The 17,249-nt window shown below is 41.7% G+C and carries 17 protein-coding genes and 1 pseudogene; 8 read left to right on the top strand and 10 right to left on the bottom strand.

The genetic code is table 11. The annotated features are described in order from the left end of the window. Positions 1-118 (bottom strand): annotated as a pseudogene (locus ACE1CC_RS32110) (IS607 family transposase); the annotation flags it as partial. 139 nt (positions 119-257) lie between these two features. Here ACE1CC_RS32110 and rpsN point away from each other — a divergent pair. Further along, complete coding sequence (gene rpsN, locus ACE1CC_RS32105) at positions 258-560, top strand: 30S ribosomal protein S14 (protein WP_413274503.1); 303 nt, start codon at positions 258-260, stop codon at positions 558-560. 86 nt (positions 561-646) lie between these two features. Here the strand turns inward: rpsN and ACE1CC_RS32100 are convergent, their stop codons facing one another. Continuing rightward, complete coding sequence (locus tag ACE1CC_RS32100) at positions 647-976, bottom strand: hypothetical protein (RefSeq protein WP_413274502.1); 330 nt, start codon at positions 974-976, stop codon at positions 647-649. Positions 977-1,385: 409 nt separating this feature from the next. Here ACE1CC_RS32100 and aat point away from each other — a divergent pair, with 409 nt between their 5' ends. Continuing rightward, complete coding sequence (gene aat / locus ACE1CC_RS32095; RefSeq protein WP_413274501.1) at positions 1,386-1,961, top strand: leucyl/phenylalanyl-tRNA--protein transferase; 576 nt, start codon at positions 1,386-1,388, stop codon at positions 1,959-1,961. 21 nt (positions 1,962-1,982) lie between these two features. Here the strand turns inward: aat and ACE1CC_RS32090 are convergent, their stop codons facing one another. After that, positions 1,983-2,816, bottom strand: a complete 834-nt coding sequence (locus ACE1CC_RS32090; protein WP_413274500.1) for a DUF3598 family protein — start codon at positions 2,814-2,816, stop codon at positions 1,983-1,985. 651 nt (positions 2,817-3,467) lie between these two features. Here ACE1CC_RS32090 and ACE1CC_RS32085 point away from each other — a divergent pair. From ACE1CC_RS32085 to ACE1CC_RS32075, 3 genes are all read left to right on the top strand, one after another. After that, entirely contained in the window at positions 3,468-6,659 is a 3,192-nt protein-coding gene (locus tag ACE1CC_RS32085) for a Calx-beta domain-containing protein (RefSeq protein ID WP_413274499.1), read from the top strand. Positions 6,660-6,728: 69 nt separating this feature from the next. Further along, on the top strand, positions 6,729-7,292 hold the full coding sequence (gene def, locus ACE1CC_RS32080) for a peptide deformylase (protein WP_413274498.1): 564 nt from the start codon (positions 6,729-6,731) through the stop codon (positions 7,290-7,292). A 21-nt stretch (positions 7,293-7,313) separates the two neighbouring features. Then, positions 7,314-7,508, top strand: a complete 195-nt coding sequence (locus ACE1CC_RS32075) for a hypothetical protein (protein WP_193980640.1) — start codon at positions 7,314-7,316, stop codon at positions 7,506-7,508. A 223-nt stretch (positions 7,509-7,731) separates the two neighbouring features. On the opposite strand, the gene ACE1CC_RS32070 is transcribed toward ACE1CC_RS32075, so the two are convergent. From ACE1CC_RS32070 to ACE1CC_RS32050, 5 genes are all read right to left on the bottom strand, one after another. Then, positions 7,732-8,358 (bottom strand): hypothetical protein, encoded by a 627-nt coding sequence (locus ACE1CC_RS32070; RefSeq protein ID WP_413274497.1) that lies wholly within the window; start codon positions 8,356-8,358, stop codon positions 7,732-7,734. Positions 8,359-8,402: 44 nt separating this feature from the next. Further along, positions 8,403-8,549, bottom strand: a complete 147-nt coding sequence (locus ACE1CC_RS32065) for a hypothetical protein (RefSeq protein WP_413274496.1) — start codon at positions 8,547-8,549, stop codon at positions 8,403-8,405. Positions 8,550-8,600: 51 nt separating this feature from the next. After that, positions 8,601-10,232 carry a CHAT domain-containing protein gene (locus tag ACE1CC_RS32060; protein ID WP_413274495.1) on the bottom strand — a complete coding sequence of 544 codons (1,632 nt, stop codon included), beginning with the start codon at positions 10,230-10,232 and terminating at the stop codon, positions 8,601-8,603. Between the two features lie 113 nt (positions 10,233-10,345). After that, positions 10,346-12,649: a protein phosphatase 2C domain-containing protein gene (locus tag ACE1CC_RS32055; protein WP_413274494.1), complete on the bottom strand. Its 2,304-nt coding sequence runs from the start codon at positions 12,647-12,649 to the stop codon at positions 10,346-10,348. A 72-nt stretch (positions 12,650-12,721) separates the two neighbouring features. Then, the gene (locus ACE1CC_RS32050) at positions 12,722-12,979 is read right to left on the bottom strand and encodes a DUF6737 family protein (RefSeq protein ID WP_413274493.1); all 258 of its coding nucleotides are present in this window, start codon (positions 12,977-12,979) and stop codon (positions 12,722-12,724) included. A gap of 206 nt (positions 12,980-13,185) precedes the next feature. Between ACE1CC_RS32050 and ACE1CC_RS32045 the strand changes: the two genes are divergently transcribed. Next, positions 13,186-13,449 carry a hypothetical protein gene (locus ACE1CC_RS32045; protein ID WP_413274492.1) on the top strand — a complete coding sequence of 88 codons (264 nt, stop codon included), beginning with the start codon at positions 13,186-13,188 and terminating at the stop codon, positions 13,447-13,449. A gap of 75 nt (positions 13,450-13,524) precedes the next feature. On the opposite strand, the gene ndhM is transcribed toward ACE1CC_RS32045, so the two are convergent. Beyond that, positions 13,525-13,878 carry an NAD(P)H-quinone oxidoreductase subunit M gene (ndhM, locus tag ACE1CC_RS32040; protein WP_413274491.1) on the bottom strand — a complete coding sequence of 118 codons (354 nt, stop codon included), beginning with the start codon at positions 13,876-13,878 and terminating at the stop codon, positions 13,525-13,527. A 154-nt stretch (positions 13,879-14,032) separates the two neighbouring features. Beyond that, positions 14,033-14,581, bottom strand: a complete 549-nt coding sequence (locus tag ACE1CC_RS32035) for a LeuD/DmdB family oxidoreductase small subunit (protein WP_459563944.1) — start codon at positions 14,579-14,581, stop codon at positions 14,033-14,035. A gap of 489 nt (positions 14,582-15,070) precedes the next feature. Here ACE1CC_RS32035 and hpsJ-B point away from each other — a divergent pair, with 489 nt between their 5' ends. Beyond that, complete coding sequence (hpsJ-B, locus tag ACE1CC_RS32030; protein WP_413274489.1) at positions 15,071-15,895, top strand: hormogonium polysaccharide biosynthesis protein HpsJ; 825 nt, start codon at positions 15,071-15,073, stop codon at positions 15,893-15,895. A 204-nt stretch (positions 15,896-16,099) separates the two neighbouring features. Then, positions 16,100-17,008, top strand: coding sequence for a glycosyltransferase family 2 protein (locus ACE1CC_RS32025; RefSeq protein ID WP_413274488.1), 909 nt, complete (start codon positions 16,100-16,102; stop codon positions 17,006-17,008). Positions 17,009-17,249: the final 241 nt, after the last annotated feature.

The following is a 17,249-nucleotide window of genomic DNA, read 5'->3' as shown; positions in this document are numbered from 1 at the left end:
TGGCTTTGTATTTACGCAACCCATAAAGGCGAGAACTAAAGCAATGGATTATAGACAGAAGATCCTGAGTCAATTCTTCTTGCGGGGAAAGGGTTTCGGCGTTAGCTACAATTATTGAGCCTCCACCCCATTGCACCAACTCTACACCACAGTTAAGCAGTTTAAACCACTTTCCCTACTCCTTGTTAAAAAAATGCCCAAAAAAGCTAAGATAGAAAATGCTGTCTTAATCGTTCTACAAGGAACAAAAGTTTTTCATGGCTAAAAAGAGCATGATTGAGCGCGAGAAAAAGCGCCACAAGTTAGTGGAAAAGTACGCCGAAAAGCGGGAAGAGTTACTAGATCAGTTTGCTAGTGCGACTACTCAACAAGAAAAGTTTGCCATTCACCGTCAAATTCAACAATTACCTCGAAATAGCTGTCGTACTCGGTTGCGGAATCGTTGCTGGGTGACTGGTCGCCCTAGAGGATATTACCGTGATTTTGGTTTGTCTCGCCACGTACTCCGGGAATGGGCTCACCAAGGTTTACTACCTGGGGTTGTTAAGTCTAGCTGGTAGAAGTGAAAAGTGATGAGTTGTGAGTGATGAGCTAATAGTGAATTAAAAACTTAAAACTCAAAACTCAAAACTCAAAACTATCACGATCATTGTCCACAACAGCGATCGATCCCTAAACTATCTAAAAGGATGTCGCTCACAGCGTTGGCGATCGCAAATTCACTATAAAAACTTTGGGAAAAGTCAAACGCCTGCATCTCGGTGACAATGGCAATTACCAGAGATCCTAAGTCATTTTCCCCTTCCATACGTTGTCGCGCATAAATTTGCGCGGCGCGATTGGCAATTTGCTGATTGACTGCTTCTGGGATAAATTCTCGATCGAGCCATCTGTGCAAATTCGTGCGTAACCACTCTGCCTCTTGTTGAGGGTTTTGTGCGGATGGTAGTGTAATCGGTGGAATTGGTTGAGCCATTTTCGCTCGGAAATAGTGTGGGAGGGTGAGAACCTTACCTTTCTCAGGAGGGGATAAACCGTTGCCAACTGTAGCTGAATTCCGTGCTACAACTGGATAGCAGCATTTTGACAAATACTATCACAGTCTTGACCTAAAACCAAAGCATCAACAAATAACACTGGATACCTCTACTATATGATAGCCATCTTTGTTAGTAGAATTAGATAACCACTGTTTTAAAGTGTCTAGGTCATAAAATCCTTTGCCAGGACGAGGGAAAAGCAATATAATTTAAGTTGGCTACAAATTATTGATACGGTAAGAGGAAGATTGATTTCTCATAAATTGTTAGGTTTTGATATCAGATCAATTTAGAAATTAAAAACGGATAAAGTCCTAACTAGCAACTTGAGTGACTAACTAATCCATGCAAGTGGAAATTAGAGGAATTATAGAGGGGTACGCCCAAGGTTACTTTTTAATGGCAGAGGAAACAGGTATTTTAAACTGGTACTCTAGCCAGAAACGTGCGTTGATCCCGCTTGACGATCGCTTTCGTTACCCCAAATCTCTACGTCGGACGATCAATCAAGAACGGTTTCAAGTTGCCATAAATCGAGATTTTCCTGCTGTAGTGGAAGGTTGTGCCAACCGAGAAACTACTTGGATTTCTCCTGAATTAAAGCAGATATATAAAGCACTTTACCACGCTGGTTGGGCTTATAGCTTTGAAACTTGGCAAGGGGATCAATTAGCTGGAGGAATTTTAGGAATTGTCATTGGTGGCGCTTTTATTGGCGAGTCAATGTTTTACCGAATTCCTGAAGGCTCAAAGGTGGCAATGGTAAAATTAGTGGAACATTTGCGATCGCGTCAATTTGTGTTTTTTGATGCTCAAATGAATAACCCCCACTTAGAACGTTTTGGCGCATTCATAGTTACAGATAAGGAGTATCAAAGCTTACTTAGAAAAGCCCTCAAATATCGGGGATCTTTCATTTAATCTCCTAGATCCCCGACTTCTTCAAGGAGTCGGGGATCTAGTTTCTGTTACTAAAGTCAAACTCACCCATTCCCCTTTTTCATTATAGGTACGAATTAATCTTTGTCTTTCGTTAGGAGAATGTAACCAACCCACTTCTAAAAAAAAGCTTTGTCCAAATTTAATTTTAGTTGGGCAAGTAGCAGAAGCACCATTAGGTAATAATAAAACTTGTACTTTTTGGGTGCCTTGTTCAAAATAGAGAATTGAACCTTCAACCCTAGCGACTGACTCAATAGTGCGATTAGCAAAATTTAGCTGTTGAACTAATTCCCCCGATTGATTACAATTGATTTTTAACCTAGTGGGATAGGTATCAGGCGATCGCCAATCAGGATATATTGTTACTGCTTCACCTACCCATTCTCCCCACAATTGTTCCACTGTTAAATCAGGAATTTCTTGAGGTTGAGTACCAGCTAAAATTTCCCGAATTAAGGTAATTTCTTCTAACTCACTATTCTTATTAAACAATTGTACTAAGCGCAAACGCCTTTCCCGTTCCTCATCTATCAATCCCAACTCCGCCCCAAACTCGGAAAAAGGGGCGATTTGTATTGAGCCAAAAGAAAAAGCCCCATTTTCAAAAAATAGAACCCCTCGCCCCAAAGAACTGTATTCTAAAACCTTTTCTGATACATCTCCAGTAGGTGAAAATCGCCGAATTTTTTGGCGAATAGTTTGATTATTATTTAACCCTTCCAAAGAAACTACCGTAGGAGTATCCCCTACTAATTCCCCACTTGGCGAAACTCGAGTAAAAGAACCTCGCCATTCTCCCAAATTTCTTAATAAACATTCCCACTGAGACTTCATTTTGTTTAACAAAATATAGGTCTATTATAAATTATTATTTTTTATATCATATTAAGTAACTTTTGGCTAGAGTAATAAGTAATATCTTTTATGATTGTTTGCTTTCCAGTAAAACTTTAAAAAAAATCTACTAATTTTTGTAATTAAAGTATTGGCAAAATCAGGTATAGTTTGAGTAAAATATTAATTGAATTTAGTCTGAGTTGGGTGGGCGATATACCTAACGGTAGGCTGTGCGATCGCTCAATTTTACCTCGCTAAAGTTAGAAGAAAGCATCTATTACAGGGTTAATATTTTACCTGGGTCGGAGCGAGCAAATACAACAGAATAACACTTGTGCTTTTATTTACACTACAACTCAATTAAACCCAGAAAACATCTATTGGTTAAAGTAATTTAATCAGTAAAAGAATGTAGCAAAATTAGCTTGCTATAAAGAAAGGTAGAGTTAAACTTATGACCAAAACACCCAGAGTTCTGGCGCTGTAAGCTCCCATACATAAAGTTAAAGAAAAGTGCATCAGTCATCGATCTGAAAACAATTAAACCAACACAAAAAAACGATCGTTGTGGAAATAAATGGGAATAATGACTCTTTTTAGACCTAAATCGTTAGATTATATGGATTAGGTAGTGAGGAGATATAGACAATGGCGACTATCATCGGTACCCCAGGTAACGACTTTCTAGTAGGCACAAAAGATGCCGACCTGATAATTGGGTTAGCAGGTAATGACACCGAACTAGGATTAGAAGCAGGAGACTCCCTCTATGGCAGTGAGGGTCAAGATTTCATCTTTGGTGGGTTAGGCAACGATTTAATTTACGGCAACCAAAACAACGATGTATTAAACGGCAACGAAGAAAACGACTCTGTATATGGTGGTACAGGCAATGACCAAGTTCGAGGAGGTAAAGGCAACGACCTATTGTATGGAGACTTAGGAAATGATACTGTTTCCGGGGACTTAGATAATGACACAATCTTTGGTGGGTCAGGATTTGATTTCCTAGATGGCAACCCAGGAAATGATGTCATCTATGGCAACGAGGATGCAGATACCATCTTTGGTAGTGAAGACAACGACTTAATATATGGTGGTCAAGGTAATGACCTATTAGTTGGCGACCCCGGGCTGGACAGTATTATTGGTAACTTGGGGAACGACACCCTCTATGGTGGTGAGGACGATGACTTCATCAACGGTAACGAGGGAGATGATTTCCTGAGTGGGAATGACGGCAACGATACCGTTTTTGGTGGTCAAGGTAATGACAGCATTTTTGGTGGCAAAGACAACGACTTCCTCTCTGGTGACAAAGGCAAAGACACCATCTTTGGTAACTTAGGTCGGGACAGCATTTTTGGTGGTGAAGATGCCGACTTACTCTACGGTAATCAAGACAAAGACACCATTTTTGGTGGTCAAGGCGATGACAGGATCTTAGGTGGCGAAGACGACGACTTACTCTACGGTGACAAAGGCAACGATACAGTCTTTGGTAACTTAGGCGATGATAGTTTGTTTGGTGGCGCAGGGGAAGATCTTCTTAATGGTAATGAAGGCAACGATACTCTCAATGGTAATGAGGGCAATGATACCGTTTATGGTGGACAAGGTAATGACCAAGTAAGCGGAGGCAAGGGTAACGACTTACTATTTGGTGACAAAGGTTCAGACATTCTTTACGGTGACATCGGCGCAGATACCCTCACAGGGAATGGTGGCGATCCAGGGACTCAAGATATCTTTGTCATTGGTTTAACTGGTGATTCCACAAATAAAACCACAGGTGGTCTGACTATTGCAGATGCCGATGTGATTACTGACTGGGATCGCTGTATAGATAAAATTTTGCTCACAGAAGGGCTAAGTTTCGACGATATAGTTCTGACACAAGGAACTGGGGCAAATGCAGATAACACCATTGTTTCGATTTCCAATACCTTTAAAGGTGATGGTGCAGGTGAGTTTTTAGCCATCATCAAGAATGTCAACCTCAACAGTATTGACGGCACCTCGTTTATTGACAACACTGGTAAAATCGGCCCAGCCAGACCATTTATTGTACCTACTGATGGTACTGCGATCGAACCAATAACCACACCTAACGGTGTTCTGCAAGACAACGGCGAATTGACAGTCTTTATCCCCTGTGCAGCTGATAGCGATCTACCAATTACCTACACCGTCACAACTGGTACTGGAGCAGCTACTCCAGATGTGGACTATGAAACTTTGAAAGGTGTAGTAACTATTCCTAAAGGTTCCAACAAAGCAACCATTTCCATTATTCCGAAGTCAGATACTGTAACCGAAACGCCAGAAACAGTTACAGTCACTTTAAATGCTAAAGGTACTGGCTTTGTATCAGGAACGCCTCAAAGTGCCACAGTCACAATATATGATGCTGTGCAAGTTGCAAATAAACCCCTGGTTTTTGTCACTGCCCCCGATCCCACTGCTTTTGAGAATGGTACCAAAGCAGGTACATTTCAGTTCTCACGCGCCGGAGGTGACAATACCCAAGAATTAAAAATCAAGTACACCGTAACAGGTACAGCTACTCCTGGTGTTGATTACAATTCAACTTTGAGTGATACAATCACCATTCCCGCAGGACAAAGCGTCTCTGGTTTAATTACAGTTACTCCTGTAGATGATGCAATTCCTGAACCAACAGAGACAATTGTTGTATCAATAGCCCAAGACGCTAATTATTTTGTAGGCTCGCAAAGTAGTGCCTCTGTAAGTATTGTAGACAATGATCCACTAGATACTCCAGCTGGTGTTACTCAGCCAGTCCGTCGATTCGACCAGAACAGAACCTTTGAAGGTGCTTTCAACACTATTACAGAGGCGGTGAATGGTGCTACCGAGAATGACATCATTGTGGTACAACCTGGAACTTACAATGAAACAGGCACAGTTGTGATTAACCAATCCCTGACAATACGGGGGCCAAACGCAGGTTTAAGTCCTACTACTGGTTTAACCGCTAACCCAGCTATTGTGAGCGCTCCCACTGGAAGTCCAGTTTTTACCATTAACCCCGGTAAGAATGTCACAATTGAAGGGTTAAGAATTGAAATGAAGGGCGACAATGCCATTCGTTATCAAAGCAGTGTTGCCAATAACAATATCATCATTCAGCAAAATGAGTTCACAGGAGCAGGACCTGCTACGGGTGGCGTGGTCTTCTTGGACTTTTTAAATGCAGCTGGTTCCTCAGCCAGAGTCATAGACAACTTAATCCGCGATGTTACTACTTCTGGTGGCAGCCTCACCAGTGGTGTTCAAGCATTTAGGGTTGGTACTGCTACTATTACGAATAACTTGGTTGCTAACCTCACAGGGCCAGGAATTATTGCTGATACTCCCAATGCGGGAAGTAAAATAATCTCCAATAGAGTTACTAATACTAACCAGCAGGGTATTCAATTGGCTGGTGGTAGTGCAACGATCGCCAACAATGACATCACCAATACCAATCTCAACAACACTATAGATAGAGGCGGTATCCGGTTAAGGGCTTCTGGTTTTGGCGGTACAGCAATCCAAACAGCAGATGTATTCGGTAATATCATCACCAAATCGTTTAACGGTATAGCGATCGAAAACGGAACCAACATTACTGGTACGATTACGATCAATAGAAACAACTTTATCGCTAATCAGAATGCTGGTTTATATCATGGTGGTACTGGGACGATCGATGCCAAAAATAACTGGTGGGATAACCCTTCCGGGCCAGTTGTCGGAGGTACAGGGCCAAGTGCTATTTCCGGGCCTGGTGCTGGTAGTGTCCTCTTTGAGCCATTCTCTAGCGCTCCCTTCTAAGCTGGGAATGGCTTGATAAAATGAAGGAAAGTCACTCTGTGAATTTAGTCCTACTCGCCGTAAGCTTCCATGACATCTGAGGTTTTAGTCGAAAAGAAAAAGTTAGATAAACCGCCTTTGGAAATTCATACTTTGGGCGATCGCGTTTTGCGCCAACCTGCAAAGCGCATCTCCAAAGTAGATGCCGAAATTCGTCAACTAGTGCGGGAAATGCTGCAAACTATGTATAGTGCTGAGGGCATCGGTTTGGCAGCACCCCAAGTAGCCGTTAATAAGCAACTGATCGTGATTGACTGTGAGCCTGATAATCCCGCTAATCAGCCTTTGGTGTTGATTAATCCCACGATCAAAGCTGCTAGTCGGGAAATTTGTGTAGCTCAGGAAGGTTGTTTGAGCATTCCTAAAGTATATTTAGATGTGAAACGACCAGAAGCGATCGAAGTTACTTTCAAAGACGAATATGGTCGTCCGCGCACAATCTCAGCTAATGGCTTATTAGCACGCGCTATTCAACATGAAATGGATCATTTGAATGGCGTTTTGTTTGTAGACCGTGTAGAAAATGGTTTAGCTTTAAACCAAGAACTGAAAAAATACGGCTTTTCCACTCAAGCTGTTAAGCCAATAGGATAAGGAGAAATAATTGTGGGTACAATGACTCCCAAAAGTGGTTTGTTTTTGATGGCTTCTTGTGTATCTGCGATCGCCGCTGTAGGCTCCATCTTTGAGCTATCGTCAGGAAATCCAGATCTAGGCAACCTGACTACTGGAATTATTCTCGCCATTAGTTTGCCACTGGGAGGATTATTCTTCTTCGCTGCTGTTCGTAGTGCCCAAGCTAATCAATAATAACTCAATCAGATTAATAGGAGTGCCGGAGAGAGTTTGACTCTACATTCTCTCCTCACTCCTAATTTTTCTGAATTTTATTAAGTAGTGACTTGAGTATTTGACAGCTATTTTGACAGCAACAAACTCTCAATTTTAGCAATCTATAAATAAAAGGTAAGGAGCAAACTTTCACTACTTAGTTAAGGCTGACAAAAGTAAATAGCTAAAGCTTTCGATTTAATTATTCCCGATCTAATTCTGCTAAAGCATAACGAGCGATCGCTAATCCTAAGCGTGCTTGTTCCATATCCGATAACTCAGAAAAAGGTAATTCCCTCACCGTCGCCAGCATTGAATCAATAGCTGCTGTTTCAGTTCCCCGCATGGCAAAAGCTAAAGGACGAGAAAATAAATATAAATCTCCCTCATGCCAGTTAGGTAACAATTCTTGCACGCAACGTACCAACCGATCTGCCAAATTAATTTGATTATAAACCCGGTCTTCTCCAAACTTCAACCCATAAGCCTTATGAGAAATAGCTTCTAACCAAGCACTTGGTACACGAGTGGCAAACTTTTGCCGCAAAAGAGAAAAAATATCTTCTGCTGCTATCCTGGGAACATCTATAGCCCAAATTCCGTCAAGTTGATTAAAGAAAGTTTGCGCCTTTTGTTCTACTTCTTCTATCCAATCATCTAAATGGAATGTCTTTTCTAACTGAGCAAAATAAGCATCTGAATCTCTTTGGGTGGGATTCCAATAATAAACAGACTCTTCTTCATCTTGCAGCAACACCTGCAATAACTCTTGTTCAGCTTGCGAATGGAAAGAAGGGAAACATCCTGAACTCCTAATTTGACTGGTCATGATTTTAGCTCCTGAGTCTTATTTTTAACTAACGCTGTCCGTAGTTAGACTACATCAGCACTCCCACCAGTTCCGTAACTTTCTACTTTTTCACAATCTAACCCGAATTTGATTTTGGGAGTAGCTGAAGATAAGATTTCCGCCCATGTTTTCCTTAAAGAATCATCCCACAAGTAGAAGAGGTAAAGCATTAATAATACACCGAATCTTTTCGGTGGACTAACTTATTCCGGTTCCCAATTCTAATTGCCAATCACGAACTCCCAACTCTGACCTTTGGAACTGCCAAATTTTAGTTCCATTCCTGATTGGAGAGAAACTTGCTCATGATGGACTTTATGTACACCATCAGGGCCAGAAACTAGAGTACCAAACCGGGAGAAATCCCGCAAAAAGTAATTTACTCCACCACCATTAGCATTTAAACTAGTACATCGGCAGATAATTTCTGCGTGAGTTTGGGAAACCCACTTTTCCAAAATTACCAAGTCATTTTTCTGAGCGCGTCCAATGCGGAGTAAGCCGCTGTTGATATTGTATACATTGGCTGTAAAACCCACTGGACGGAGATAAGCTTTTAAATGAGGACGACCGACAGAAGTGGGCGAATCTGGAGGTAATTCGGTAATATCGGGGATGACTTCTAGTAGTTGACCATCAAATTCTGGATGGATGTACAACACAGGCAAAGTCCAAGCTGGCTGATTAAACTTATAAAGAGTTAATAGCTGCTGTCTAGCAATAGCTACTGCTTGGTCGATTGGTTTTCTTTCTGCTAAAGCACGGGCAAGTGCTTCAATAAAACTAATAGCTTCTTGGTCTGCGATCGCATCTCGCATCGCCAGCACAGCGGGTACACCATGATGAATCAACACCTCAGCTAAACTACTGCGCCCAATTGCTTGATAATTAATTCTAGCTGATTGCGCCCCCCAACAAGAATTAAACACCGCTAAGGTGACTTTGCATCTAGTTAACACCTGCGCCAGTTCCGTACCGTTCATTGTCACACCGGGACGCAGATACAACAAACCACCATTTGGTGCGGCTGCGCCATGTCCGGCATAAAACAGCACATTATACATTCCGTTTTCCAAGGTGGAAATTAACTCAGCAGCAGTAGGCACGATCAGCGTGTCTACCTGACAAGGAACAAAGGTTCCCACAGCCTTAGTATTATTCAGGACGCTATCTTCTAAAACTGATGCCAGTAACTTAGCTTCCTGTTCCAACTTTAAACTGCCACCATTGGAATTTTGCCCAGTAGATTCTTCTCCTAAAACTAAAAGAATATTTAAAGTTTGCTCAGTTCTTAGCGGGGGTAAAGGTGCAACATCGCTGCTAGTACGACTGAATAATAACTGTTGACTTAAAGAAATTGCCTGCTTGCCAACTTGGGGTTGCATAATTTCCCAAGGCATGAGGATTAAATCTGGATCGCGAACTTCTAAACGTAAGCGCAGCGGTTGAGTTGGCCCAATACCAATAGCGATTCCCTGACTACGTTCCAAACAGTTTTGAATTGGCCCATCAAACAACCATTTCCACAGGTCAATTCCCAGCTGTTGCATCAGATGTCCGCTGTAGGTAGCACCTGATTTACCGGAATTAGCTGGTGATACTACTACAGTAGGGGCGATCGCTCTCTGGTGCGCGGGAATTTTAGAAGGCTGGACACAGCTAAAAGGGGAGAACATATCCTGCCAAATCATCCAGGTTTCTGCTAAGGATTCCGGCAAAATGCAGTCATGATGGACGTGCCCACCCGGATAGGGTGCATTCCAAACCCAAACGGCGAAGTGATCTGCCTTACCAGGTACTTGATGCAGTCGGTCAATAGAGATGTTGAGGCAAAGGCTTTTAGTTGGCAACATTCAGAACTCTTGAATATTTGACCTATTTGGAAGCGATTGAAAGCTTTCAATTATCAGTTTATCGATTCTTTAACTATTTCTGATGCTATTGGGGTGACAAAAGTTTGGTTTTGCTAATCTCGAGCGGAAGAATAACACCCGGACGATGCTGGCGATTCGGAAGGAGAATATTCTTGAATATATGGTTGACTCTCACTTTCTTTAATCCAACCTCGTTCTCCGGGTTTAATTACCCGAAATGTCGAGGGAACTGCTTGAGGAGGTTGTTGTTTGGGATTATTACTTTTTGGTTCTAGGGGGGTGGAGCAAACTTTTACTAACAGCCAGCGTTCTTGCTGCCTTTCGTCTTTGCGTTCAATCTCTAAAATACTACCATCAGGAATGCTGCCTATTATTGATTGATTTTGGGGAGGTTGGGAACTTTGACGTAGCAATAGGGTTTTCTGATTTTGGTTGGTTGGAGATGGGGGAATTGTAACTTGGATCAAAGTTCCTGGACTCAAAGAAGCAGCAGGTTTTGGGTTATTGGTTGGGGTAGGAGTAATGGTTGGAGTTGGTTGTTGTTGCTGTTTAATTTTACTTACAAAGCTATCTACTCGATAACCTATTGCTGGAACCCAAAGGTAAGCTAGTAATCCACCTAAACCTAATAAAAAAGTGACTCCGGCTAAAAGTGGGAATAAGCTAGGTGGGTTATTTTTGACTACTAATAAACGGGTTTTAAGTTGTGAGAATTGATTACTTTCAGGTAGTTTTCCCAAAGGGGAATTAACTGCTATTCCCTGTTCTGTGTTCGCTTTTTGCTGTGTTTGCTGTGGCGAATTTTGTTTCACTTGGTAGTAAACTAAACCGACGGTAACATTATCATGACCGTTTTGAGTATTAGCAATTTGAATTAGTTTAGCGGCGGCTGTGGATAAATTGACTTTCTTTTCCAAGACGGGGAGAATTTCTTTATCCCAATTTTGTTCTACGCGATCGTTATCGCTAAGTCCATCTGAGCAAAGCAGAAAAATACAATCTTCATCAAGAATAAAACGTTGCACTGTGGGACGGAGATGATTAGAAGAACTCATCCCCAATGCTTGAATTAAAGCTCCTGTTCCTGCTTGTTGTAAACTTTCCCGATATAGTGAGTAACCTAAGCGCACTTCTCGTGATGCGATGTCATCATCTAAGGTAACTTGATGGCAACCTGTGCGGGTAATCCAGTAAGCGCGACTATCGCCAATATGGGTAATATAAACTTCAGATGCGTAACCTTTTGCCATGACTATAGTCGTTCCCATTCTTTGCCTTTCGGAACGTCCTTCGTTATCATTACGTTGACTAATGCGATCGTTAGCTTCTAAGACCGAATTTTCTAATTGTCTTACTAACTCAAAGTGATTACTATCTAAGCGTTGGGGAAACTTATCTAACCACTGTTGTACAGTTTCAATTGCTAACTGAGAAGCCACATTTCCCCCATCATGTCCCCCAATCCCATCACATACAATTACTGTAGGGGATAGACTGTGACTATTTTCCCCCTGTTTTACCCCCGGCGACGATGGGGGAGGATAACAAGCATCTTCGTTACGTTGTCTGGTCGGCCCGGTATCTGTTACGGTAATAGTTTGATAAGAGCAGGTTTGCGATCGACCCACTACCTGTAAAATTTTGTCTAATTCTCCAATCAACTCCTCACTACTCACCAAGTCTTCGGCGATCATTTGTTGACAGAGTTGTTGCAGAAATTCCTCAATTTCTGGTTTTGCTTTGGGTACTAATTGCCACCAAAACTGTCCCAATTGCCTTAAAGTAGGTTCTTGTGCAGGCGAATTCTGTAATTCTAACAACCGCACCACTTGACCTTCTACCCGCAATAGCTCCGAATTTAATAAACTAGCAGCTACCCCTTCACTCGACAAAGGTTGCCACAAATGAGCAATCTGCCACAACCAATTTAACTGACGCATTGGCGTAACATCTTGCCAAACTTTAGTTAATTCTGGTAATAAAACTAAAACAGGTGACTTGGACAGCTTCTGATTGGGAATCACCTGAATGGGAGCTTCTTCTAATAACCAAATATCTTTATACTTACCTTTCTTATTTGGTGGTAGTTTTCCATACACTTGAGGCAGGTGCAGCTGATAGGGAAATAATCGCAGATAAGGTAATATCCAATCAGCAATATCTTCTGTATAAGGCAAAGGTATCCCAGGTTGAGTATCTAAGACAATTCGTTCCTCTTTAAGCAAAAAACGTTCCCCGATCGACTTTCCGGGTTTTAGGGCCTCTACTCCTTTTCCCACTACCCATAAATAACGCTTTGCTAAATGTGTGCGACATTGCTGGCAAAATCTGTGAGTCTCTGGGTTGGGAGCCTGACAGTTTAAATTAGAGCAAATAATTTGTGCAGTATCTCCCATATCATTTTCTCATACCGATCGCCATTGGAACAAAAGAACGGATCATGACTCATTTTAGCGCTTGAGTCTGAATCAGTTAATCTCATTTTGGTCTGATGTTGGTGTTCGATACTGTTCCAGAATGCCACTTTCTCTGATTAATTGCGGCCAAACTAGTAAAAAGAAACCCATCCAAGCCAATATTGGCAGAGATATCACTACGGTTAGCCAAACCGATCGCCAAATGAACCAACTACCACTAATTAATATAATACCCGTCAGTAGAATTGACCAAGGCTGACACCACCAAGGTTTGTAGTTCCAGGGATTGATAGATTTTTGTCCTCTCATGGGATTAAATATTTTTAATTTTCGATTCTATCATTTCAGGTAGGGGTTTCACCCCGCTTTTGTTTTCCCCATTGTTGGTTTAGATTGAAAGAGAATTCTTCTTTTTCCAAACATAAGCTGTCAGTATTGTAGCTAAAGGTATTTTTTATTTAAATTTATCTTTAGTCTCACTGTTGAAGCTCATCTTAAACATCAGGGTGTTATCTATGTGGGAAAACTTATTGCATCATCCGCCAAGAGAAAAGATTGCGCCAATTCATACTTCTCCCATTAGTGAAATTCAAGAAACACTTAACGATCTGAAAACTTCTCGCGAATATTTAGCCCGATTAATGAACTTAGAAACTTGGGCTATAGTTGCTACTATGGATGACTTGTTTCCGGGATTTTGGCATCGCTTTATGAGCAATCGTCAGTTAGCTTTAAAAAGTTTAATCCAACAACAGAAAGATTTGCCGAAAAATAGCTAACTTAATCTTAAAAAATTGGCAAATTGGTAAGGGGTAAAGTGCAGGTTAATTCCTTTACCCTTGCCCCTTTTTAATTTAAGCTGGTTTTAATTCGCCCTGGGAATCCACTCTGGGTAAACCCATGCTGTAGTTGACTACACGGCTGTTGAGATTATAACTAACCTCACCTTTTTGTAACATGGCGCGAACCAAATGTTCTAAATCAGAACCAATGCGTCGGAGATTATATTCAGTTAAATCTTCGCCGTTATAAGCTTCAACTAGTTCATCAAATTTGCGATAAACTTTTTGCAGGGATTCTTCGTTCCAATTTAATTCGTTATCTGGATCGATATCCAAAGTTAATACATTTTCACTAGGAACCAATTCGTTGTTTTCAACTTCAGCAGTAAAGATGCGGATATGGCGGGTTGTAGATTTGAGTAGCATAGTCAGGATAGTTCTGATGCCAGGAGTTGTTTTGTCAAATTTTATTGTAAAGCCTTGTTAAGCGATTTGAAATTTTAGCGGCTAAGGAAACAGGAAACAGGAAACAGAGAAGGAATATTCCGTGTTACCATGTCCGGGCGCTAGTGGGTAACAATCAAGTTTTACTAGAAATCATGCCTGTTTTTCTAGCGTAGGCGAAGATGCCGCCTGCATCAATTACGGGGCCGACTTCTCCTAGTGATTTGAGGTCGAAAGTTTTTCCTAGTGTATGATTGATTAATTGATTGTTGCCAAAGTCAATGGTGACCTCTTGACCAGTGGTGAAGGAATCGCATAAACGTTCTGTAGATTCCCAGGGGTAGAGTTCTCCGGTAGCGGAACAGTTGCGGAAAAAGATGCGGGCGTAGGATTGGGCGACGACAGCTTGTACGCCGGATGCGCCTAGTGCGATCGGAGCGTGTTCCCGTGAAGAGCCACAACCGAAGTTTTCTCCAGCAATTATAATTGGGTATTGGGTTTTCATTTCCCCAGTGGGGATGAATTTGCCGTAGCGATCGGGTAATCCGATCATCGCATAACTACCGAGCTTTTCATATTCATCCGGCTTCGAGGGGACTAAGGTCAGATATTCAGCGGGAATGATTTGATCGGTATCAATGTTGTCATCTACAACAAAAATAAGTCCCCGGATTACTTTGTCCATGATTAAATTTTCTAATTTTAAGACTAACAACTGTTTGGGTTTACTCAGCAGAGGATGATCGTAAATTATTTTTACCATCAACCTGTAAGGAACATCCAATAATTGTACAGTGAATTCACTGATTGAACAGGTACTAAAAGCTGACTATAAGATCGGCAGATATGACTTGGGGGGGAACCACCCGAAAAAAGGTTTACAAATTGTGAGTTTCTGGAAATTACAGGGCATTCTAGGTAATAGAATATGATTTGCAGGGGATGGGGATACTCATCCATATTAAATGGAAGTAATCAGAGGAACTCCTAAATCATTATTAAATGTCTGAGCCAGCGTCGGGAAAAAAGTAAAGCTTAAAAAAGTCTGTTGTGCTTGATAAATCAAGCACTCAGACAACTCGGAACGCTGTGGGTACCAGAAAACCCATGACAGACTAGAGATAGTTAACGATCGTATTCAACTAAACGATGCGAGATTTTAGTAAAAACAGCCATGAAAGCAAGTACAAACCGTCCATTATCTCCACCAGCGGCTTTAATTCTCAAGTTGATTGGACTAATCTGTATAGTGTCTTTTTTAGTAGACTCATTCACACTACTAATTCCCTTCAATCCTACCGATCGCGGATGGCAAATCAACCTGACAACCCAGCTAGTAGAAAGGGGAATAATCCCTTTAGTGGGGATGGCATTCCTGTTTGCTGGCGTTTGGATTGATAGTGTAGCTGACGCATCTGGGAAAGGTAGCCCAGTTTGGCAAATTGTCAAATTAGTAGCATTGGTACTTTCAGGAATTTTAGGGTTACTTTACTTGCTAATTGCGCCTTTGCACGTCAACAATGTACGGCTTCAGAGTAACACAGCGATCGAGCGAGTAGCCGAACAAGCCAAACAAGCAGAAACTCAATTAAATAGTGATGCTTTTAAAACCCAAGTAGAACAGCGACGCACCCTAATTAGAAACCAAATTGGGGAATTACTCAAAGACGACCAAAAATTCAACCAAGCAGTAAACAACCAACAAGTACCCAAAGAAGTCAGAGATATACTTCAACAGTCCAAAGCAAATCCCCAAGTACTAGATGAGTTCTTAAATCAACAAGCGAAAAGCTTTAGTAACCAAACTCTGACCCAAATTCGGGAACGCCAACAACAATTAGAAAGTCAAGCTAAAACTGCGGCACTAAAATCTCAAGTTCAAATCGGGATCAGCAGTGTTTTATTAGCAGTAGGCTTTTTTATGACAGCGGGAACGGGATTAAGGGGTTTAGTGTCCCTACCATCAGCACCCCGGAAAAGTCAGCCACCAAAGCGCTAGAAAAAGACTTTGAGCAAATTATAGTCAGAGTCGATCGTCAGGGTACTCTAAGGCAAAGAGCGAAAATCGGCTAGCAACCCAAGTAGGGATAAGGTAAGAGAAATATTTGTTCCCTGTTCAGGAGTTCCCTTCTTTAACCAAAATGTCCCGCTTTCAACCCATAGCCAAAAAATCTTTATCTTTTCGCCTAATTGGAAGTTATACATGATCTCGATTTACATCCTGACCTATAACGAAGAAATTGATATCGCCGCTTGCATTGAGTCAGCAATGCTGTCTGACGATGTGATTGTAGTAGATTCATTGAGTAGCGATCGGACTGTAGAAATCGCCAATCGCTACCCAGTGCGAACATTTCTGCATAAATTTGAAAGTCACGGACAACAGCGCACCTGGATGCTGCAATCAATCCCCACCAAACACGACTGGGTATACATCCTAGAAGCTGATGAACGCATGACTCCCGAACTATTTCAGGAATGTCTCCAAGCAACACAAAGTCAGGAATACATCGGTTACTACGTAGCTGAACGAGTCATGTTCATGGGTAGCTGGATTCGCCGCAGCACCCAATATCCCCGTTACCAAATGCGTCTGTTCCGCAAAGACAAAGTTTGGTTCACTGATTATGGACACACAGAACGAGAAGTCTGCAACGGCGCAACCAGTTTTCTCAAAGAAACTTACCCGCATTACACCTGTAGTAAAGGATTAAGTCGCTGGATTGAAAAACATAACCGTTACTCCACAGACGAAGCAAAAGAAACTCTCCGTCAGCTACAACAAGGTAACGTTAACTGGCGAGATTTGTTTTTTGGGCAAAGCGAAGTAGAAAGAAGAAGGGCACTCAAAGATTTATCTCTGCGTTTACCATTTCGACCCTTAATCCGATTCATTTATATGTATTTTTTCCTGGGAGGGATACTCGATGGCAGGGCAGGATTTGCTTGGTGTACCCTACAAACTTTTTACGAATATCTCATTATGCTCAAAGTTTGGGAATTGAAGCATCTGCCTTTACCCAACTTTGAAGTAACTCACAACTTCCCTACTTCTGAATCCACCACTGAGGAAACAACTACCGACTCGGCTAAATTGAGTTCTTCTACTTAGAAGGGGACTGGGGGTTAGGGGGTAGGGGGTAGGGGGTAGGGAAGAACTCCCCTGTTCCCCTGCTTCTGCCTATAAACTAGATGCAGAAAAGTGTAATCACTGATAGTTCATAAAACCATAGACAAATATCTCAGGTCTTATTTTGTAGGTGTTACCCTAACTGGGTGAACTACTACACCCTCTATCCCATTGCTCGCAGAGCGTTTGGGACTGCTTGTAGTCTTTTACTCGTCCCCTTTAG

This window comes from Floridaenema aerugineum BLCC-F46 (assembly GCF_041929345.1).
Lineage (GTDB): Bacteria > Cyanobacteriota > Cyanobacteriia > Cyanobacteriales > Aerosakkonemataceae > Floridanema > Floridanema aerugineum.
The sequence above is the reverse complement of the archived record's forward strand: the minus strand, read 5'-3'. Positions and strand labels throughout refer to the sequence as shown.